General features: G+C 62.5%; 18 protein-coding genes and 1 pseudogene. 16 read left to right on the top strand and 3 right to left on the bottom strand.

Annotated elements, in window-relative coordinates:
• Positions 1–38 precede the first annotated feature (38 nt).
• The 9 genes and pseudogenes from HNQ60_RS23290 (at position 39) to HNQ60_RS23250 (ending at position 9,397) form a co-directional block, all read left to right on the top strand.
• Positions 39–1,004, top strand: a complete 966-nt coding sequence (locus HNQ60_RS23290) for a hydrogen peroxide-inducible genes activator (protein WP_184335183.1) — start codon at positions 39–41, stop codon at positions 1,002–1,004.
• On the top strand, positions 1,004–2,494 hold the full coding sequence (locus HNQ60_RS23285) for a tryptophan halogenase family protein (RefSeq protein WP_184335182.1): 1,491 nt from the start codon (positions 1,004–1,006) through the stop codon (positions 2,492–2,494). The genes HNQ60_RS23290 and HNQ60_RS23285 overlap by 1 nt, the downstream gene beginning before the upstream one ends.
• Before the next feature lie 129 nt (positions 2,495–2,623).
• Positions 2,624–2,941: pseudogene (locus HNQ60_RS23280) on the top strand (cation:proton antiporter); the annotation flags it as partial.
• A 164-nt stretch (positions 2,942–3,105) separates the two neighbouring features.
• The gene (locus HNQ60_RS23275) at positions 3,106–4,713 is read left to right on the top strand and encodes a sugar porter family MFS transporter (protein ID WP_184335180.1); all 1,608 of its coding nucleotides are present in this window, start codon (positions 3,106–3,108) and stop codon (positions 4,711–4,713) included.
• The gene (locus tag HNQ60_RS23270) at positions 4,710–6,074 is read left to right on the top strand and encodes a GH1 family beta-glucosidase (protein ID WP_184335179.1); all 1,365 of its coding nucleotides are present in this window, start codon (positions 4,710–4,712) and stop codon (positions 6,072–6,074) included. The genes HNQ60_RS23275 and HNQ60_RS23270 overlap by 4 nt, the downstream gene beginning before the upstream one ends.
• 84 nt (positions 6,075–6,158) lie before the next feature.
• Positions 6,159–6,929 (top strand): SDR family NAD(P)-dependent oxidoreductase, encoded by a 771-nt coding sequence (locus tag HNQ60_RS23265; protein ID WP_184335178.1) that lies wholly within the window; start codon positions 6,159–6,161, stop codon positions 6,927–6,929.
• 272 nt (positions 6,930–7,201) lie between these two features.
• Positions 7,202–7,891, top strand: a complete 690-nt coding sequence (locus HNQ60_RS23260) for an OmpA family protein (protein WP_184335177.1) — start codon at positions 7,202–7,204, stop codon at positions 7,889–7,891.
• A 114-nt stretch (positions 7,892–8,005) separates the two neighbouring features.
• Positions 8,006–8,389 carry a cupin domain-containing protein gene (locus HNQ60_RS23255; RefSeq protein ID WP_184335176.1) on the top strand — a complete coding sequence of 128 codons (384 nt, stop codon included), beginning with the start codon at positions 8,006–8,008 and terminating at the stop codon, positions 8,387–8,389.
• 336 nt (positions 8,390–8,725) lie between these two features.
• Entirely contained in the window at positions 8,726–9,397 is a 672-nt protein-coding gene (locus tag HNQ60_RS23250; RefSeq protein ID WP_184335175.1) for a TorF family putative porin, read from the top strand.
• Between the two features lie 79 nt (positions 9,398–9,476).
• On the opposite strand, the gene HNQ60_RS23245 is transcribed toward HNQ60_RS23250, so the two are convergent.
• The gene (locus tag HNQ60_RS23245) at positions 9,477–10,799 is read right to left on the bottom strand and encodes an aspartate aminotransferase family protein (RefSeq protein WP_184335174.1); all 1,323 of its coding nucleotides are present in this window, start codon (positions 10,797–10,799) and stop codon (positions 9,477–9,479) included.
• 135 nt (positions 10,800–10,934) lie between these two features.
• On the opposite strand from HNQ60_RS23245, the gene HNQ60_RS23240 reads away from it, so the two are divergent.
• The 5 genes from HNQ60_RS23240 to queD all read left to right on the top strand — a co-directional run bounded on the left by HNQ60_RS23240 (position 10,935) and on the right by queD (position 15,760).
• Positions 10,935–11,483 carry a cupin domain-containing protein gene (locus tag HNQ60_RS23240; protein WP_184335173.1) on the top strand — a complete coding sequence of 183 codons (549 nt, stop codon included), beginning with the start codon at positions 10,935–10,937 and terminating at the stop codon, positions 11,481–11,483.
• Positions 11,484–11,485: 2 nt separating this feature from the next.
• Positions 11,486–12,358: an N-carbamoylputrescine amidase gene (gene aguB / locus HNQ60_RS23235; RefSeq protein ID WP_184335172.1), complete on the top strand. Its 873-nt coding sequence runs from the start codon at positions 11,486–11,488 to the stop codon at positions 12,356–12,358.
• A gap of 101 nt (positions 12,359–12,459) precedes the next feature.
• Positions 12,460–14,703, top strand: a complete 2,244-nt coding sequence (rlmKL, locus tag HNQ60_RS23230) for a bifunctional 23S rRNA (guanine(2069)-N(7))-methyltransferase RlmK/23S rRNA (guanine(2445)-N(2))-methyltransferase RlmL (RefSeq protein WP_184335171.1) — start codon at positions 12,460–12,462, stop codon at positions 14,701–14,703.
• A gap of 226 nt (positions 14,704–14,929) precedes the next feature.
• Positions 14,930–15,304 carry a hypothetical protein gene (locus HNQ60_RS23225; protein WP_184335170.1) on the top strand — a complete coding sequence of 125 codons (375 nt, stop codon included), beginning with the start codon at positions 14,930–14,932 and terminating at the stop codon, positions 15,302–15,304.
• A gap of 93 nt (positions 15,305–15,397) precedes the next feature.
• Positions 15,398–15,760 carry a 6-carboxytetrahydropterin synthase QueD gene (gene queD, locus HNQ60_RS23220; RefSeq protein ID WP_184335169.1) on the top strand — a complete coding sequence of 121 codons (363 nt, stop codon included), beginning with the start codon at positions 15,398–15,400 and terminating at the stop codon, positions 15,758–15,760.
• A 15-nt stretch (positions 15,761–15,775) separates the two neighbouring features.
• Here queD and HNQ60_RS23215 read toward each other — a convergent pair whose 3' ends face one another.
• Together HNQ60_RS23215 and HNQ60_RS23210 are read right to left on the bottom strand one after the other, a co-directional pair.
• The gene (locus HNQ60_RS23215; protein ID WP_184335168.1) at positions 15,776–17,053 is read right to left on the bottom strand and encodes an NAD(P)/FAD-dependent oxidoreductase; all 1,278 of its coding nucleotides are present in this window, start codon (positions 17,051–17,053) and stop codon (positions 15,776–15,778) included.
• 92 nt (positions 17,054–17,145) lie between these two features.
• Positions 17,146–18,516 (bottom strand): glutamine synthetase family protein, encoded by a 1,371-nt coding sequence (locus tag HNQ60_RS23210; protein ID WP_184335167.1) that lies wholly within the window; start codon positions 18,514–18,516, stop codon positions 17,146–17,148.
• Between the two features lie 241 nt (positions 18,517–18,757).
• Here HNQ60_RS23210 and HNQ60_RS23205 point away from each other — a divergent pair, with 241 nt between their 5' ends.
• Entirely contained in the window at positions 18,758–19,531 is a 774-nt protein-coding gene (locus HNQ60_RS23205; protein ID WP_184335166.1) for a gamma-glutamyl-gamma-aminobutyrate hydrolase family protein, read from the top strand.
• The gene (locus HNQ60_RS23200; protein WP_184335165.1) at positions 19,528–20,862 is read left to right on the top strand and encodes a glutamine synthetase family protein; all 1,335 of its coding nucleotides are present in this window, start codon (positions 19,528–19,530) and stop codon (positions 20,860–20,862) included. Before HNQ60_RS23205 ends, HNQ60_RS23200 begins: the two co-directional genes overlap by 4 nt.
• Positions 20,863–20,867 lie beyond the last annotated feature (5 nt).

The following is a 20,867-nucleotide window of genomic DNA, read 5'->3' as shown; positions in this document are numbered from 1 at the left end:
GTGCCGAGCATAGCGAAAGCATCAGAGGATCCGCGAGCGTGACGCTGACTGAGCTCAGATACATCGTCACGCTTGCCCGCGAACAGCACTTCGGGCGCGCGGCCGAGCAATGCAATGTCAGCCAGCCGACGCTCAGCGTTGCCATCAAGAAGCTCGAGGACGAGCTGGGCGTGTCGCTGTTCGAGCGCGGCAAACAAGGCGTGCTGACGACGCCGATCGGTCAGCGCGTCGTCGCCATGGCGAGCGGTGTGCTCGAGCAAGCGGCGGCGATCAAGGATGTCGCGGCTGCCGACAAGGATCAGCTCGAAGGGCCGCTCGCATTGGGCACGCTGGGCACGATCGGTCCGTATCTGTTGCCGCAATTCATCCCGCTGCTGCAGCAGTCGGCGAATCATCTTTCTCTGTACGTCGAGGAAGACAAGCTGCCGGTACTCACCGCGAAGCTGCGCGGCGGCGAGCTCGACGCGATTCTGGTCGCTGCGCCCTTCAATGAGCCCGATATCGTTGCGCAGACGTTGTTCGAAGAACCATTCGTTCTGCTGTTGCCGCCGAGTCATCCGCTCGCGGCGAAGACCGCTATCGCACCGACGGACCTCGATCCCGTCGAGGTGCTGTTGCTTGGCGAGGGCGATCCGTTTCGCGAGCAGGTGCTGGACGCATTTCCGCATCTGCGGCCGCAAGGTGAATTGGTGCGAAGCGGCGTCAGCGGCAGCACCCTGGAGACGTTACGTCATATGGTCGCTTCGCGGCTGGGGGTGACGATCCTTCCGCAGACCGCGGCCAGCCTGCCCCTCTATGCGCCGCAGATTCTCGTGAGCCGGCCATTTCAGGAACCCGCGCCGAGGCGTACGCTCGTGCTCGCCTGGCGAGTCAGCTTTCCCAGGCACAAGGCGATCGATCTGTTGCGTCGTGCAATCCAGGCGAGCAGCGCGGCCTACTGGAACTACAACACGATGCGCGAGACCGGATCGCCCGGCGTGCTCCTCGAGAATCGAGACTGGTGATGAAACCTCTTTCCCGAATCGTGATCATCGGCGGTGGTACTTCCGGGTGGCTCGCGGGCGCGATGCTGAGCCGTCACCTGAAGCGCGAGCTGTGTGAAATCGAGCTGATCGAATCCGAGGAGATCGGCACGATCGGCGTCGGCGAGTCCACGGTGCCGCCGTTCGTGGGTCTGATTCAACGGCTCGGGATCGACGAGAAGGAATTCATTCGCGCGACCGACGCCACCTACAAGCTCGGGATCCAGTTCGTCGGCTGGCACCAGCGGGCGAAGTCGTATTTCCATCCCTTCGGTGTGATCGGTCAGCCGATCGGTGGGCACGATTTCTACCAGTGCTGGCTCAGGGCGCGCGCGCAGGGCGATACGTCGTCGCTCATGGATTTCTCGCCATGCAGTGTCATGGCGGACAGCGGCCGCTTTTTCCCACCCGCGAAGGTGCCTAACACGCCGATCGGCGGCGCGAACTACGCGCTTCATGTCGATGCCACGCTCGTTGCCCGTTATCTGCGTGACTACTCCCAGTCCCGTGGCCTGGTGCGCACGGAAGGGAAGGTCACCAGCGTGAAGCAGCGCGAGAGCGGGTTCATCGAATCGGTCGTGCTCGAGGACGGCCGCGAGATCCGGGGTGATTTCTTCATCGACTGCACCGGCTTCAAGGCGTTGCTGATCGGCAAGGCGCTCGCGGTCGAGCACATCGACTGGTCGAACTATCTTCCGTGCGATCGCGCGGTGGCGATGCGCAGCGAAGGACGCGGGCCGCTGTTGCCGTACACGCGAGCGACGGCGCAATCGTCTGGCTGGAGCTGGCGAATCCCGCTGCAGCAACGCGTCGGCAATGGCTACGTCTACTCGAGCCAGTTCTGCAGCGACTCGACCGCGAAGGCGACGCTGATCCGCGGTCTCGATGGTCCCGTCGTCGACGAGCCGCGGATCATTCCATTCGTCACGGGTCACCGGCGTGAGCTCTGGAAACACAATTGCCTGTCGCTGGGGCTGGCGGCAGGATTCCTCGAGCCGCTGGAAGCGACGTCGATTCATCTCATCGCTCGCGGCATCGACTTCTTCCTGCGGTATTTCCCGGACCGCGACTGCGATCTCGCTCTCGTGCGTGAGTACAACCGTCGAATGACCGGAGACTTCGAGGAAGTGCGGGACTTCGTGTTGCTGCACTACGCCGCAACGGCGCGCGATGACTCGCCGTTCTGGCAATGGTGCAGCCAGATCGAATTGCCGGACTCGCTGCAGGAGCGCATCGAACTGTTCAAGCGCCACGGCGCATTGCGTGATGGGACGGACCCGCTGTTTCGCAACACGAGCTGGCAATCGATCTTCGAAGGTATGGGAATCCAGCCCAGCCACTATTGCCCGCGAGTCGAGAACGTCGACTACGCCCGAATCGCGGGGGCGTTGAAAACCGCGAAGGCAGCCATCCAGGGCATGGTGTCGCACCTGCCGACCCATGAGGAATTCCTCTCCGCGCAGAATCGCTGAAGAGCCAGGGCCTGGGGGCCTTTCGCGATAGCGAGAATCAATCGGCCGGCAATTGAGCGCGTCACGACGCGTCCTCTATAAGACGCCCGCCGCCATGCCGCGCGGTGCACCATCGTCAGCGATCCGCAGCTGCTGTTCGTCGCGATGGCGATTCTCGCGGCATCGATCTTCGCGAAATTCGGCGCATGCTGGGCCGCGGCAAGACTTTGCGGTCAGGACAACCGCACGGCGCTCGGCATGGGGACCCTGATGAATTCACGCGGATTGATGGAGCTCATCATCATCAATATCGGACTGCAGGCCGGCGTCATCGGACCCGCGCTTTTTTCGATGCTGGTGCTCATGGCAATCGTTACCACCCTCATGGCTTCCCCGGTCTTCGAGTGGGTCTACGGCCGCGAAGCGCGGGCGCGCGGCGAGCTGAACGCGCTGGAAACCCCGACGTGACCTTGCGGCCGATGTGACAATGCTCCGGCGTCTGGCTTGACACTCCCCGTTGATCTGCCAATACTCCGTGTAAGCGCTTTCATCGCTGGATTCCAGCCGGTCGCAGCAGGGGTGCGGCTGAAGCGCCGTTGCGACAACAACCGAAAGTAAAGAATCATCCGCGCATGGCCCAGGGCAGGCTCAACATTGCATTCGTCGCGCTGACGGTCGCCATCGGCGGCTTTCTGCTCGGCTTCGATGCCACGGTCATCTCCGGCGTCGTGCCGTTCATCCGCGACTACTTCAGTCTCACGGGAACGGCAGGCGACCTGAAGCTCGGCTGGGCCGTCAGCAGCCTCGGCTGGGGTGCGATGGCCGGCAATGCGATCGCAGGCCCGCTCAGCGATCGCTTCGGTCGGCGCCGAGTGCTGCTGGGCACCGCGCTGTTGTTCGTCGTGTCTTCCGTGCTGGCTGCGACGGCGACCACCTTCACCGGTTTCGTCATTGCGCGCATCGTCGGCGGCCTGGCGGTGGGTGGCGCAATCCTCATCGCGCCCATGTACATCGCGGAAATCTCGCCGGCCGAGAAGCGCGGCAGCCTCGTCTCGCTCAATCAGTTGATGATCGTGATCGGTATTTCCGCGTCATTCTTCTCCAACTACTTCCTTCTCGGCGTCGGCGATCACAACTGGCGCTGGATGCTGGGCGTGCAGACTTTGCCGGCGATCGCCTATTTCGCGCTGTTGCTGTTCGTGCCGGAAAGCCCGCGTTGGTTACTGCTGAAGGGCCGTGACGAACAGGCGCTGCAGGTGTTGTCGCGAGTTGCTGGCACGGATCAGGCGCAGGCGAGTCTGCAGCGGATTCGCCAGAGCCTCGTTGCGAAGCCGGTATCGCGGGGATTCCGCGGGCTGCTCGACAGCCGCATGCGGTTCATCATGGTGATCGCGCTGGGGCTGGCGTTCTTCCAGCAGATCACGGGCATCAACGCGATCTTCTATTACCTGCCGACGATCTTCGCGCAAGCGGGCGGCGGCGTGGACGATGCTTTCCGTCAGGCCGTGCTCGTCGGTCTCGTGAACGTCGGCATGACGTTCGTGGCGATCTGGCTCATCGACAAACTGGGCCGCAAGCCGCTTCTCGCCATTGGTGTGGCCGGTATGGCGCTTTCGCTGCTGACGATCAGCGCGGCGTTCAACAGTGCGACGTATCAAGTCAACGCAAACACCGTCGCAGCCGTGCAGAAGGCGGGCGTTCCGGATTCGCTGGCCATGCAACTTCGCACACTCGACGGCACTTCGTATGACTCCGAGCGTGCCTACGTCGCGGCTGTCACGGGTGCAGTCGGCGCGGAACAGGTCCAGTCGCACCGCCAGTCGTTCATTTCGGCGGCGCTGACGATGAACGCGAAGCTGGTGCTGATCGCCATCATCGGCTTCGTGGCGTCGTTCGCCATTTCGCTCGGGCCGGTCATGTGGGTGTTGTTGTCGGAGATCTTCCCGAACGAGCAGCGCGCGGCGGCGATTTCCGTCGCCGGCTTCTTCAACGCGCTCGTGAGCGCCAGCGTCACCTTCATCTTTCCATGGGAGCTGTCGACCTTCGGGTCGGCGGGGACCTTCCTGATCTTCGGTCTCTTTGCTTCCGCGGCGTTCCTGTTCGTGCTGTTCGTCGTTCCCGAAACGAAGGGTCGCACGCTCGAAGAGCTCGAAAGCGAACTCATGTCACCTGCCAGGACGAGTGCGAACCGCACGGATGCACTACGCAGTGCGGATCCGGTTACGCCATCCATTCAATGACTCAGAACCGCTCCGTTCTCGAACTGCGTCGCCGGTTCCCGTCCGATTTCATCTGGGGTGCTGCCACCAGCGCATTCCAGATCGAAGGTGCCGCGCGCGCGGATGGCAAGGCTCTGTCCATCTGGGATGAGTTCTGCCGGCAGCCCGGCGCGATCGCTGACGGCAGCAACGGTGACATCGCCTGCGATCACTATCATCGTCTCGAAACGGATCTCGACCTGATCGCCGGGCTCGGCGTCAACGCTTACCGGTTCTCGATCTCCTGGCCGCGCGTGCAGCCGCTCGGTTCGGGTCCTGCGAACGAAGCGGGGCTCGCATTCTATGAGCGCCTGGTCGACGGCCTGCTGAAGCGCAACATTCAGCCTTACGCGACGCTCTATCACTGGGATCTGCCGATCGAGCTGCAGCAGCGGCACGAAGGTTGGCTGTCGCGCGATACAGCGCTGCGATTTGCGGAGTACGCGCAGATCGTCACGCGTCGCCTCGGTGATCGGATGGCTTCGATCGCCACTCACAACGAACCGTGGGTCACCGCAATTCTCGGTCATGAGCAGGGCATCTTCGCGCCCGGCATTCGCAATCGCCGCGTCGCTTACCAGGTCGCGCACCATGTGCTGCTCAGTCACGGCCTGGCAATGCAGGCAATCCGTCAGACGGGAACGAAGGCCGACGTCGGCATCGTGCTCAACATGTCGCCTATTTCCCCGGCGACGGATTCGGAGCTCGATGCGTTCCACGCCCGGCTCGAGGATGGAAAGCTCGTGCGCTGGTACACCGACGCCGTGCTGAAAGGCGAGTACCCAAGCGACATGCTCGAGCATCTCGGCGCCGACGCTCCGGTCGTGCAGAGCGGCGATGCGGCGCTGATCAGCCAGCCGATCGATTTCCTCGGCATCAATTACTACCACCCGACCGTCTCGAGCAGCGCGAATCCGACTTCGCCTGTTTCGAGCAGCACGGCGGCGGTAACTCACATGGGTTGGGAGGTTGCGCCGCAGAGCCTCGCGGCACTGCTCCTGCGGTTGAAGCGCGACTACAAGCTGCCGCCGATCTTCATCACGGAGAACGGTGCCGCATACGAGGACCATGTCGTCGACGGACGCATCGACGATGAATTGCGGCGCGCGTACATCGAGTCGCACATCGCAGCCGTGGCGGATGTCATCCGCCAGGGCGTCGACATGAAGGGCTACTTCGTCTGGAGCCTGATGGACAACTTCGAGTGGGCCCAGGGCTACGGGAAGCGGTTCGGCATCATTCACGTCGACTATGCGACGCAGAAGCGCACCGTGAAGAAGAGCGGTCAATGGTACAGCGCGCTCCTGCACGCACAGCCGCAGCCGGATTCGCAAACGGCCTGAGCCGGGCCGGCTGATTCCCGGGCAGGTCCGGGAAAGCTGCTTTATCCTCGCGGACCTGTTCAGGTCGCATAAGGCGGGGATTCCATGACGGTCGATCGTTCGGTGCTCCAGGGGAAAGTAGCGCTCGTCACGGGTGCGTCCAGTGGTCTTGGGCGACATTTCGCGAGCGTGCTCGCAAGTGCAGGCGCGAAGGTGGGCCTGGCAGCGCGTCGGACGGATGCGTTGCAAGCGCTCGCCGCGGATATCTCCGCCAGCGGCGGCAAGGCGGCGGTAACGCGTCTCGATGTGACCGACAGCAAGTCGATCGCCGCAGCTGTCGCAGCTATCGAATCGGAGCTGGGGCCGATCGATGTGCTCGTCAACAACTCCGGGACGTCAGTGGCCAAGGGCGTGCTCGAACAGACTGAGCAGGACTGGGATGACGTCGTCGATGTGAATCTGAAAGGTGCATTCCTGATGGCAACCGAGGTCGCGCGGCGGATGCGCGATCGGGGGCAGGGCGGCAGCATCATCAACATCGAATCCATCCTGAGCTTTCGCCAGGCTGGGCACGTCGCGCCGTATGCCGCATCGAAGGCCGGATTGACGCAGCTCACTCGCACGATGGCGCTGGAGCTCGCTCGCAATGGAGTTCGGGTCAACGGCATCGCACCCGGCTACTTCGCCACCGAAATCAACCAGGGCTTCTTCGACACCGAGCCGGGCCAGGCACTCATCCGCCGCATTCCGCAGCGTCGCGTCGGGCAGTATGAGGATCTCGACGGCCCGCTGCTGCTGCTGGCATCCGATGCTTCGCGATACATGACGGGCTCGACGCTCGTTGTGGACGGCGGTCATTTGTGTAGCAGTCTCTGAATCAGGAGAAGATTTCACACGGAGTTCGCGGAGAGCACGGAGATCTGACGATCAGGAAATCGCAGGGTCGCCGAGGCCCTCTGCCTTCTTCAATCTCCGTGAACTCCGTGTGACATCCGAGTTCCGTATCTCCGCGCTCCCGCCACAATTCGCCATCATCCTTCTCTCTCCCGCCACTCCGGTCCCGCAGTTGCGTCGCTATTGCGGCCTTGAATAGCTCCCACGGGTAAATCGTCACCTGCTGCAACGACGAGTGGTGTGGGAGAGAAGTCATGTTCAAGAAAGCACTGATCGGGGCGGTTGCCATTGCGTTGAGCACGGGCGTGGCAAACGCGGGTGAGAACAAGTTCACCAAGGAAGAGGGCGTTGGCATGGGCAGCGGCGCGGCGATCGGCGCTGTGGTCGGTGGCCCCATCGGCGCCTTCGTCGGGCTGATGGTCGGCGGCATTCTCGGCGACAGTGTCGGTACGGCGAAGCGCGCGGACCTGCATGCGAAACAGCTCGAACAGGAGCTCATCGATACGCGCGTTGCGCTCGCGAAGGCCAGCGAAAGCACGGGCGGTGACGAAATGCTCGATCGACTTGCCGAGCAACTCCATGCGGATGTGATGTTCCGTACGGGCAGTTCGGATATCGATTCGCAGGTCGCCGCGAAGCTCGAGGCGCTGGGAGCCCTGCTTGCCGCTCACGGCCAGCTCGAAATCCAGCTCAACGGCTTTGCCGACCCGCGCGGAACTCCCGAGCAGAACCTGGAGTTGTCACTGCGGCGCGCTGATGCCGTCCGCGAAGCACTGATTCGCGGTGGTGTCACCCCCGAGCAGATTCGCCTGTCCGCGCATGGTGAGGATCTGACGACAGCGGCAAAGGACGATATCGAAGCCTACGCGTGGGAGCGGCGAGTGAGTCTCGCGATCCGCCCGGTGGGGGCATCGTCCGAGTCGGCGGTGGCACAAGCCCAGTGAGTTGAGCGGCTATCGAGACCGGCGCGAAAGCGCCGGTCTCCTTGTCCGCAGTAGCCAGGGGCGTGATCCCCTCTTAGAGTCGAGGGCCTCTTCATGTGTCTTGCGAGCATCGTCATGACCGACGCCAGCGTGAGCGATATTTCCGGCATCGTGGATTTCGCCGTTGCGACTCCGGAGCTGACTCATTCGAAGCCGGCGCCCGATCGCCTGCTCGCCGGCACGCCCGAGCAGAAGACCCGCAATTTTTTCAGTGACTCGACCGGGCAGTTCTTCGCCGGCACCTGGGAAAGCACGCCGGGCAAATGGCGGGTCCGGTATGCAGAGAGCGAGTTCTGTCACATCCTTCGCGGCCAGGTTCACATCGAAGACGAGCGCGGAAACGGACGCACTTTCCAGACTGGCGACTCGTTTGTGGTGCCCGCGGGCTTCATTGGGACGTGGCACGTAAAAGTACCTACGCTGAAGCTCTACGCAATCTTCGAGGCTGCATCAAAATAGCGCAGGCGCCAGCCTGCCTGCACGGAGTTGGGGCGATCGGCGGAGGAGCTGCAATCCCTGCGATTTCGCAGCGTCAGCCGATCTGCATACAACTTGCTGCAGTAAAGCCGCGCCACCGTTGAGGTCTGCGGCCGCTTGAACATCAAAGTACAGCCGTGACCCCTGGTTCGCCCTTGCGACGATTGTGTGATCCGTTTGGCATAGTTGCTGCATCTCTTAGCGCGGGCTGTAGCTGTGGCTTTTTAACCGCAAAACGACTCGAAAGCGGCTACGCGAAGTAAACTCAATCATCCGCGCCGTTGGGGCGTGTTTCTTTCTCACCACAAGGGGAGATTTATGCGAAATCTGAGGATTCTGGCTGCACTGGGCTTGCTGACGACCGCGGCAGCAGCCAATGCGGGCGTGAGCTCGACGTGGACGCTGACCAGCGACTACGACTATCGCGGCATCACGCAGACGGACGAGGATCCGGCGCTGCAAGCCAGCTTGGACTTCGCGGCCGACAACGGCTGGTACGTCGGTGCGTGGGCGAGCAACGTGGACTTCGGAACCGACGTCGACTACGAAGTCGATCTGTACACCGGCTTCACGGGCGAAACCGAAGGTGGCCTCGGCTGGGACGTCGGCTTGGTGTACTACGCCTATCCCGATGACTCGGATCTCGACTATCCCGAAATTTATGGCAGCCTCAGCTACCAGTGGTTCAAGGGCAAGCTGTGGTACTCGAACGACTTCGGCGCCACGAGCGAGAGTTCGTTCTATCTCGACACCTCCGCAACGGTGCCGCTGCCTGCCAACTTCTCGCTCCTGGCGCATATCGGCTATAGCGACGGCGATGCGATCGACGTGCTCTACGGCGATTCCTACATGGACTACTCGCTGGGCGTCGGCTATGAAATCGGCAACTTCAGTCTTTCGCTGAAGTACGTCGATACTGATATCGAAGATGCCGAGACCGATCGCGTGATCTTCACGGTCGCCACGACGTTCCCGTGGGGCAAGGATTGATCCCGGTCTGATCGTCGTCTTCTGACGAACGAAGGCCCCGGAAGCTCACGCCTCCGGGGCCTTTTTCTTTTGGCAGTGATCAGGCTGTCGCGCGGATCACTTCCGCGAGCGTGCCGACCAGTTCATCGATCTGCTTCGGCTCGATGATCAGTGGTGGAGACAGCGCAAGGATGTCGCCTGTAAACCGGATCAGGATGCCTTTCTCGTAGGCCTTCAGGAACACGTCGTAGGCGCGCGCCCCCGGGGCTCCGGTTCGCGACTGCAGCTCGATGCCCGCAACCAGTCCGAGGTTGCGGATGTCGATCACGTTGGGCAGGCCTCGAAGCGAGTGAACGGCGTCTTCCCATTGCTTCGCGAGCTGCGCGCCGCGTGTCAGCAGCGCATCGCGACGATAGATTTCCTGCGTCGCCAGGGCTGCGGCGCACGCAACCGGATGTGCCGAGTACGTGTAACCATGGAACAGCTCGATCGCGTTCTCGGGTCCCTGCATGAACGCCTCGTAGATGTGTTTGCGCACGAACACGGCGCCCATCGGAATCGCGCCGTTCGTCAGGCCTTTCGCGGTCGTGACGATGTCCGGCATGACATCGAAATACTGCGCGCCGAACGGCGCGCCCAGTCTTCCGAAACCCGTGATCACTTCGTCGAAGATGAGCAGGATGCCGTACTTGTCGCAGATCGCGCGCAGCTTCTGCAGATAGCCCTTCGGTGGCAGCACGACGCCCGCGGATCCCGCGACCGGTTCGACGATGACCGCGGCGATCGTCGACGCGTCATGAAGCGCAACGAGTCGCTCCAGATCGTCGGCGAGATGCGCGCCCCATTCCGGCAAGCCGCGCGTGAATGCGTTGTGCTCGAGATCGAGCGTGTGCCGCAGGTGGTCGACACCGGGCAGCATGCTGCCGAAGAATTTGCGGTTGTTCACCATGCCTCCGACGGAGATGCCGCCGAAGCCCACGCCGTGGTAGCCCTTCTCGCGACCGATCAGGCGCTGGCGAGTGCCTTCGCCGCGCAGGCGCTGATATGCAATGGCGATCTTGAGTGCGGTATCGACGGACTCGGAGCCGGAGTTCGTGAAGAACACATGATCGAGGTCGCCGGGCGTCAGTTCGACCAGCCGGTTCGCGAGCTCGAAGGCCAGCGGATGTCCCATCTGGAAGGGCGGCGCGTATTCCATCGTCGCGATCTGCCGGCTGACAGCTTCGACGATTTCCTGGCGACCATGGCCCGCGTTGACGCACCACAAGCCCGCGACGCCGTCGAGAATCTTCCGGCCATCGTGCGTCCAGTAGTGCATCCCTTCGGCTTTCGCGAGCAGGCGGGGATTGGCCTTGAACTGCCGGTTCGCGGTGAAGGGGAGCCAGAGCGCCTCGAGATCGGCGCGGTTCGGTTGTGCGGACATGGATCGGACCTCGGAGGGGACGGCAGCGGCGATGATAAGAAAATTAGACAAGGCTCTCAATGAAAGGGCCTGAAAAGCTGGCCATCCTCGCAGAGTGTCGATTATTCTAAACACCCTCGAAGACGGAACGACACCATGACCATCGACGTGGGCACGCATCTGAAGAACGTACGGATCATGTACGGCCTCTCGCAGCGAGAGCTTGCGAAGCGCGCTGGCGTGACGAACGGGACGATTTCGCTGATCGAGCAGAACCGCGTGAGCCCGTCGATCAGTTCGCTCAAGAAAGTTCTCGACGGCATTCCGATGTCGCTGGCCGAATTCTTCACGCTCGATCTGCAGGCCAGCCCGCAAGTTTTCTACACGCGCGAAGAGTTGACTGACATCGGAGACGGCAACGTGCTGCTGCGCCTCGTTGCGGCGAAGCGTCCCAATCGCGCCATGGCCATCATGCACGAGCACTATTTGTCGGGTGCCGACACCGGCGAGGACATGCTGAGTCACAAAGGAGAAGAAGGCGGCATCGTCATCAGCGGAAAGATCGAGCTGACCGTCGGTGGCCAGTCGCGGGTGCTCGGGCCGGGAGATGCGTATTACTTCTCCAGCGCCGTCCCGCATAGATTTCGTAACCTGGGCCCGGAGGCCTGTGAGATCATCAGCGCCAGTACGCCGCCTACGTTCTAGCCATGCAAGTCACAGTCGCCGCCACCCAATTCGCCTGCACCGACAATCGTGAACAGAACCTCGCGACTGCCGAGCGCACGATCCGCGCCGCCGCCGCGCAGGGCGCGAACGTCATCCTGATCCAGGAGCTGTTCGAGACGCCGTACTTCTGCAAGGACCACGACCAGCGCTATTTCTCGCTGGCTCGCACGATCGAGGAGAATCCCGCGGTCGCGAAATTCCGCGCCCTCGCTCGCGAGCTGAACGTCGTGCTGCCTGCGAGCGTGTACGAGCGCGAAGGCAACGCCTTCTACAACACGGTGGCGATCATCGATGCCGACGGCAGCAATCTCGGTATCTATCGCAAGGCGCACATTCCCGAGAGCCCCGGCTATCACGAGAAGTTCTATTTCTCGCCGGGCGACACCGGATTCAAAGTCTGGAAGACACGGTTCGGAACGATCGGCGTGGCGATCTGCTGGGATCAATGGTTCCCGGAGAGCGCGCGGGCGATGGCGCTTCTCGGTGCGGAGATTCTCTTCTATCCCACGGCCATTGGCGCCGAGCCGCAGGACACCAGCATCGATTCGCGCGATCACTGGCAGCGCGCGATGCAGGGGCACGCAGCGTCGAACATCATGCCGCTCGTGGCATCGAATCGAATCGGCACCGAAAAAGGCGAGCGTTGGTCCGTGACGTACTACGGTTCCTCGTTCATCGCGGATCACACCGGTGCGCTCGTGAAGCAGGCTGATCGCACCACCGAGTCGATCCTCACGGCGAAGTTCGACCTGGATGCCATTCGCGACTATCGCAACGCCTGGGGCGTTTTCCGCGATCGTCGTCCAGAGCACTACGGCCCCCTCCTGACGCTCGACGGGCATACCAGAAAATAAGAGGTTCACATGAAGTTCACGGAGATCACGCAGACCATGGAATGATCCGGTCTGCGGGTCGTTGCTCCGTGAACTCCGTGTGAAATCTTCGGCTTGATACGATGCAATTCTTCGCTTCCTGTCCACCTGGCGTCGCCGACCTGACCGCCGCTGAGCTGCGCGACTGCGGCGCTGTTCAATGCCGTGAGTTCAAGCTCGGCGTGCAGTTCGAAGGCACGCTCGAAGTCGCCTATCGCGCCTGCCTGTGGTCGCGAACGGCAAGCCGGGTGCTCATGCCGGTCGGCTCCTTCGCCGCGCCGACGCCCGAGGCCTTGTATGAAGGCGTGAAGTCCATTTCATGGGCGGATCACATCAAGCCGAATGGAACACTCGCGGTCGAGCTCGCCGGAACCACGAGCGGCATCACGCATACGCATTTCGGTGCGCTGAAGACCAAGGATGCGATCGTCGATTTCATGCGCGAGCGCACCGGAGAGCGTCCGTCGGTACAGCTCGAGCAGCCCGAGGTGCAGATCGATGTGCGTCTCGACCGGGACCGCGCGACTGTCAGTCTCGATCTGTCAGGCGACAGTCTGCATCGACGCGCGTATCGCGCACGTGGTGTCGCTGCACCGCTTAAGGAGAATCTCGCCGCAGCCATCCTGCTTCGCTGCGGCTGGCCCGCGATCGCGAAGGACGGTGGAGAGCTCGTCGACCCCATGTGCGGTTCCGGCACGCTGCCGATCGAAGCTGCGCTGATGGCGCTCGACATCGCGCCGGGTTCGATGCGCAGTTATTTCGGCCTCATCGGCTGGGCGGGTCACGATCGTGAGTTGTGGCGGCGCCTGGTCGAGGAAGCTCGCGAGCGCCGCACGGCGACGCTGGACAGACGTTTGACGCTGCGCGGCTACGACCAGGATGCCGGTGCCGTGAGGGCGGCAATCGAGAACGTCGAGCGCGCTCGCCTGCGCGGCTTCATTCACGTCGAGCGGCGCGATCTTGCGCAGCTGACGCGGGACAGCGGCGCAACCGGACTCGTTGTCACCAATCCTCCCTACGGCGAGCGCATCGGCGATCAGGAGAGGCTGCAGTCAGTCTACGAGCTGCTCGGCGCGAAACTGCGCGAGCATTTCGAAGGCTGGAAGGGCGCGGTGTTCACCGGTAATCCACCGCTCGCAAAAGCGATCGGTATCAATGCGAAGCGCAGCCACACGCTGTTCAACGGACGAATCGAATGTCGTCTGCTGCGTTTCGATATCGAGCCATCGGAGTATCGCGGCGCGGATCGGCCAGCGCGTTCAGCAGAGGACGAGCAGGCGATTCGCAATCAGCCGGGCGCACAGATGTTCGCGAATCGGCTGCGAAAGAACCTGAAGGCAGCGAAGGATTGGGCGCAGCGCGAAGGCGTTCACTGCTACCGCGTCTACGACGCCGACATGCCTGAGTACGCGTTTGCGATCGATCTGTATGGCAACGGTACGGATCAGCCGTGGGCTTATGTTCAGGAATACGAGGCGCCACGCACGATCGAGGTCGAGGCGGTTCGCGCACGCAGGCGCGAAGTTCTCGCCGTGATTCCGGAAGTGCTCGCGCTGCCGACCGATCGGATTCACCTGCGCCGGCGCAGGCAGCAGAAGGGCGTCGCGCAATACGAGAAGGTCAGCAACGAGCGTCAGTTCGAAGAGGTGCGCGAGGGATCGTATCGCTTCGTCGTGAACTTCCACGACTATCTCGACACCGGGCTGTTTCTCGATCACCGGCTGACGCGACAAAGAGTCGGCGAGCTCGCGCGCGGCAAGAAATTCCTCAACCTGTTCGCCTATACCGGAACCGCGACTGTGTATGCGGCCGGCGGTGGCGCGACGTCTTCGACGACCATCGACATGTCGCGCACCTACCTGGAGTGGGCAAAGCGCAACCTCGCGCTCAATGACATGGCCCAGCCGGAACACGGATTCGTGCAGGCGGACTGCATGGCGTGGTTGCGGGAGCAGGCGGAAAGACCGCGGACGGCGGGATTCCGGCCGTGGGAGCTTATGTTCATCGATCCGCCGACCCACTCGCGTTCGAAGCGCATGGAAGATGACTTCGATGTGCAGCGCGACCACGTAATGCTTTTGATGCTGGCCGCGAAGTTGCTCGCGCCCCAGGGTGTGATCGTGTTCTCAAATAACTACACGCGATTCCGCCTCGACCGGAACGCTCTGGGGGCTTTTGCGGTCGAAGATCTCACGACAGCCACGCTTCCCTGGGATTTCAGGCGTAGCCCGCGTATCCACCAGTGCTACCAGTTGACCCTGGCGGATCCGGCAAAAATAGTGATTCCGCAGGCATTTTCGCCGCAATCCGCCGGCGGATCGCCTTGAACCCGCGTCAGAGCAGCCGCATCTCGGAACCTACGAACGGACGTCGTCGCCCCTGGGGCGTAATCTTGTATACGAACTAGGGAAATAGGGTTGTCATGGATTGATTGTGACTCGTGCGTTGCAGCACAATTGCGGCTGCATTACGGGCCCCCGTAATAACCCCTGCGCGAGACTTCGATTTCACGTCCGGCCAACGAGGCCAGGGCACAGCATAGAGTGCACGCTTATGAGCGCCGATCCCTTTCAGGTTCAGTTTCATCCCAAGCTGGGCGTGGTGATTTACGACCCGGTCGCGCAGATGGGTCTCGCGAAAGAGCAGATGCGCCTGTTCAAGGTCGGCTCGATGACGGCGACGACTTTCATGCGCGCGATCGTCAGCAAGGATCTCGCCCAGTGCCCCGATGCGCAGACGGCTGAGTACGTCGAGGCTGTGGATTCGTATCGCACTGCCCGTGGCGGCCGTCGCAAGCCGTATTGCGAGCATTGCCGTCGTCATTTCGGTTCCGTGGATTTCGCTGTCTGCAAGGATTGCAGCGCGATCCGCTGCACCTGTGGCACCTGCAGCTGCTCGTCGAGCGCCCGTCGCCGCAAAGCGGCTTGAAGGCAGAAGCGGTTAGCGGTTAGCGGTTGGCGGTTAGTTCGGAGAGAATCGACCGCCGCTCGCTGACGCGGTCCTCTGATCGCTGTGACCTGAATGCAAATTTTTCGCGCGTTCACCATCGAAGCCGCGCATCGCTTGCCGAACGTGCCCGCGGGTCACAAGTGCTCGCGACTGCACGGTCATTCCTTTCGCATCGAGCTGCACATCGGCGGGCCCGTCGATCCGCACAGCGGCTGGGTGATGGACTTCGCCGACGTGAAGGCGGCGTTCCAGCCCATCTACGATCGCCTCGATCATCACTACCTGAACGAAATTCCCGGCCTCGAGAATCCAACCAGCGAGAATCTTGCGCGCTGGGTGTGGAATGAGACGAAGGCAGTGCTGCCGCTATTGCAGAAAGTCGTCGTGCACGAGACGTGTACGAGCGGGGCGGTGTACGAGGAAAGTGCTCGCTGATCGCGGCTCGTCGTACTACAGCCAATCCCTCATCCGGTACCACAGCATGGCGAGCACCAGCGCTGGTGTTCGAAGCAGGCTCCCGCCCGGGAACTTGCGGTGCTGAATTTTCGCGAACAGATCGAACCGCTCGCTTTGACCGCAGATGGAATCGGCGACGAGCTTCCCCGCAATGCCGGTCAACGCAATCCCGTGACCTGAGAACCCCTGCAGGTAGTACACGTTCGGAGCGATGCGTCCGAAGTCCGGGGCGCGATTCATCGTGATGTCGACGTAGCCGCCCCATGCGTATTCGATGGGCACGTCGGCGAGTTGTGGGAATACCTTCACCATGCGCTTGCGAGTGGCGCTCTTGGTGTCGAATGCGTCGAGGCCCGAGTAGCTCACGCGGCCGCCGAAGAGCAGGCGGTGATCCGCGGAACGGCGAAAGTAATCGAGCACGAAATTGATGTCGGTGATCGCAATATTCTCGCGCATCAGCCCGGTCATCCGGGCTTCGCCGAGCGGCGCGGTCGCGACGATGTATGTGCCGACCGGCATGATGCGCGATTGGAGTTCCGGCGCGAGGCCGTCGATATACGCGTTACAGCAGACCGCGACGAAGCGCGCTCGAACACGGCCGGTAGCGCAGCGAACCGTGGCCGGATCGGCTTTGATGATTTCCAGTGCCGTCGTGTTCTCAAAGATGCTGACGCCTGCGGCTTGAGCCGCGGCGGCCAGGCCCAGCGTGTAGTTCAGCGGATGCAGGTGCGCGCTGCCGCTGTCATACAGGCCGGCGCAGTAGCGCTGCGTCGTGAGCAACGACTGCAGTGCGTCTCGCTCGACGAAGCGCAGATGCGAGTATCCGTATTTGCGTTCGAGTTCCTCTTTCTCAGCGAGCAATACGTCGCGCTGGCGCTGCTTGATCGCAACGTGCATCTGGCCCCAGTGGAGGTCGCAGTCGATCGCGTGGCGCGCAACGCGATCCTTCAGCAGGCTCAATGCTTCGACAGAGACATCCCAGAGCTTGCGTGCATCGTCGAACCCGAGCTGGTCGATCAGCTTTTGCTGTCCGCTCGCAAAACCCACGATCGCCTGGCCGCCGCTGCGGCCCGAAGCACCCCATGCAATGCGCTTCGATTCGATCAGCGCGACGCGATAACCGCGCTCGGCGAGATGCAATGCAGTCGAACAGCCGGCGATGCCCCCGCCAATGACGCACACGTCCGCGTCGACGTCGCCAGCGAGCTGAGGATGGCTCGGCGACGGGTTGGCGGAGGCCGCGTAGTAGGAATCGATATGCGGTGGAGTCATGGAGCGGCTGTCGACGTGGGAGTTGTCATCCCCGCGCAAACGGGGATCCATCTTCTAAAGGCATGGATTCCCGCCTGCGCGGGATGACGACGCTAACTGGTCGTCACATACCACTCATATTCCAGCGGCGACACATTCAGCTCGAAGGCGCGGAACTCGCCGCGGCGCGTCGTCGCAAACAACGATTGAAAGGCTGGCCCGAAGTAGTCTTTCACGAACTCACTGCGCTCGAATGCGAATGCGGCTTCCGGCCAGGTGAGCGGCAGTGACGGCGTGTGATCGCGATAAGCGTTGCCTGCGAGCGGCGGGCCGGGCTGGATCTTCCGCTCGAGTCCGTGGTGAATGCCCGCGAGGACCGCGGCGGTCAGCAAGTATGGATTCGCATCCGCGCCGGCGACGCGATGTTCAACGCGTCGATTCACCGGTGAGCTCACCGGAATGCGCAGCGCTGTGCCCCGGTTGTTCACCGCCCACGACGGGTTCAGCGGAACGTAAGCCTCCGGACGATAGCGGCGATAGGAGTTGATGGTCGGCGCGAGAACCAGCATAACGTCGTTCATCGTTTCCGCGAGCCCGCCGATTGCGTGATGCAGCGTCTCGTTGCCGCCGGCATCGGGCGATTCGAAGATGTTGCGTCCCGATTCGTCGAGCACGCTCACGTGAAGGTGAGCACCGCTGCCGGCCATCTCGGCATAGGGCTTGGCCATGAACGTCGCTTCCATGCCGTGACGGGTCGCCACGCCACGCACCAGTCGCTTGAAGCGGATCGCTTCGTCGCAGGCGCGGAGTGCGTCTGCGGAATGATGCAGATTCACTTCGAACTGGCCCGGGCCGTATTCGGCGAGCGCCGTGCCCGAAGGAATCTTCTGGGCAGTGCATGCGGCTGAGATGTCGGCGAGCACCGAGGAGTACTCGTTCAGATCCACCATCGAGTTGATCTGGGTCCGGAATTCGCGGCGCCCGGTGAGCGGCATGCGCGGCGGCTGAATTCGCCCCTGCGGCGTGCGTTCGCGATCGAGGAAATAGAATTCGAGCTCCACTGCGACGACCGGCGTCAGGCCGAGCGACCGGAATCGCTTCAGCACGTTCGCGAGCACGTGGCGCGGATCACCGAAGAAGGGACTGCGATCGCGATCGCGCATCGTCACCTGGAGTTGCGCGACTTCGCCGCTGCACCACGGTACCGGCAGCAGGGTGCCTTCGATCGGCATGCATGCACGGTCGGCGTCGCCTTCATCGAAGCCGAGGTGCGTTTCCTGGATCGTGCCGCCTTGAACATCGAGCGCGAACATCGATCCCGGCAGCAGGAACTCGCCTTCGTAAACGCCGGGCAGCTCTTCTATCGTCACGCGCTTACCGCGGGGCACGCCGCAGATATCCGCGAGCAGAATGTCAACGAAGCGGGTAGCAGGATGCTCGCGCCGCAAGGCAGCGATCTCGGAGATCGGTGTTTCGACTGCCATGAGGCGCACCCTGTTTAAGATTTGATAGCGGATTGGACGTCGTCCGCCGCAGGGAGAATACCGGCCCAATCGCCGGCCCGGCAAGCTTTCGGGCACCCCGAACCCGCCTGCAAGCCCTTGTGAGGCCTGAAAATGGCCCCCCTCGGTAAACCTCGGGCGGGCGGAAAGGGCCCGGTTGTGGTTAAATGCCCCGTCGGTTGGACGCCGGTACCTCTGCCGGTCGTTAAAGATATTAAACGTTATGCCGGGTAAGCCGCTCATAGGAGTCCCTGCGGACCGCCGTCTGCTGGGACATCACTACTTCCACTGTGTGGGGGAGAAATACCTCAATGCCGTGGCAGTGGGTGCGGGCGCCATTCCCGTCGTCATTCCTTCGTTCGGCGATTCGCCGAACCTCGAGGAGCTGCTTTCGCGGTTCGACGGCATCCTGCTCACGGGGAGCGCATCGAATGTCGAGCCGCATCGTTACGGCGGTCCCAGCAGCGCGCCGGGCACGTTGCACGATCCTCAGCGCGACGCGACGACCCTCCCGCTCATCCCGCGGGTGGTGGAAGCCGGGATGCCCTTGCTGGCGATCTGCCGGGGTTTCCAGGAAATGAACGTCGCGTTTGGCGGAACACTCTGGCAGCGGATTCACGAGGTCGACGGCTTCAGCGATCACCGAGAGGATCTCGAGGCGCCCGTCGACACCCAGTACGGCCCGGCCCACGAAGTCGAACTGGTGCCCGGCAGCTTTCTGCACCAGCTCGCCGGCGGTCAGAACCAGATTCAGGTCAATTCATTGCACTCCCAGGGAGTGCAGACACTCGGTCGCGGTCTCGACATCGAGGCGCGTGCTCCGGATGGCATCGTCGAAGCCTTCCGGGTGAGGAATGCGCCGTCGTTCGCCCACGCGGTGCAGTGGCACCCCGAGTGGAAATTCCAGGACAACCCGTTTTCGCGCGCCCTGTTTGCGGCCTTCGGCGAATCTGCCCGGCAATACGCCACCGCCCGCGCGCGCAAGGATCGTTTATGAGCGTCATCCAGCAATTCTTCAAAGAACACGGTATCTCCGAAGTCGAAGCGATAATTCCCGACATGGCCGGTGTGCCGCGCGGAAAGATCATGCCCGCGGCGAAGTTCGCGGAAGACGAGGGGATGCGACTGCCCGAGAGCATCTTCCTGCAGACCGTCACCGGCGAATATCCGGACGACGATCGCGCCATCAGCCCTTCTGAAATCGACGTCGTGCTGAAGGCGGATCCGAGCACGATTCGCGTCGTGCCCTGGACCGCCGAACCCACGGCGCAGGTCATCCACGACAGTTTCTATTCCGATGGCCGCCCGGTCACGATGGCGCCGCGCTATCTGCTCCAGCACGTGCTGGAGCTCTATGCGCAGCACGGCTGGGAGCCGGTCGTTGCGCCTGAGCTGGAGTTCTTCCTCGTCGAACCGAACATCGATGCGGACTATCCGCTCAAGCCGCCGATGGGCCGCTCGGGCCGGCCGGAGATCGGTCGCCAGGCATACTCGATTGCGGCAGTGAATGAATTCGATCCGCTGTTCGACGACGTCTACGCCTTCTGCGAAGCGCAGGACATCGCGATCGACACGCTGATTCATGAAGACGGTGCCGCGCAGATGGAAATCAATCTGCTGCACGGAAACGCGCTGTCGCTCGCGGACCAGGTGTTCCTGTTCAAGCGCACGGCGCGCGAAGCAGCGCTGCGTCACAAGATGTATGCGACGTTCATGGCGAAGCCGATGGCGCGCGAGCCGGGCAGCGCGATGCACATTCACCAGAGCGTGATCGACCGTCGCACCGGCAAGAACGTTTTCAGCGATGCGGAAGGCCGCCCGTCACAGCTGTTCTTCTCTCACATCGCCGGCCTGCAGAAGTACCTGCCCGCGGCGATGTCGCTGTTCGCGCCGAACGTGAACTCCTATCGCCGCATCACGCGGCATCACTCGGCACCGATCAACACGCAGTGGGGCTATGACAATCGCACCGCGGGTCTCAGGGTGCCGGTATCGAATCCGGCCAATCGCCGCGTCGAGAATCGCATCGCTGGTGCCGATGCAAATCCGTACATCGCGATCGCCGCATCGCTGACTTGCGGCTACCTGGGAATGATCGAGGGTCTGAAGCCGACTGAGCCTGTCACCGGCAGCGCCTACGATCTGCCGTTCGGATTGCCACGAAACATCGAAGAGGCGCTGCGCCTGCTGCGCGATTGCCGGCCGCTCCTCGAAATCCTGAGCGAGCGTTTCGTACTGGCGTACGCCGCCGTGAAGGAAAACGAATACGAGACGTTCCTGCAGGTGATCAGCTCCTGGGAACGCGAACATCTTCTGTTGAACGTGTGACGGCG

Source organism: Povalibacter uvarum, from assembly GCF_014202975.1.
Taxonomy (GTDB): Bacteria; Pseudomonadota; Gammaproteobacteria; order Steroidobacterales; family Steroidobacteraceae; genus Steroidobacter; species Steroidobacter uvarum.
Note: the sequence above shows the minus strand (reverse complement) of the source record. Positions and strands in the feature narration are given on the sequence as shown.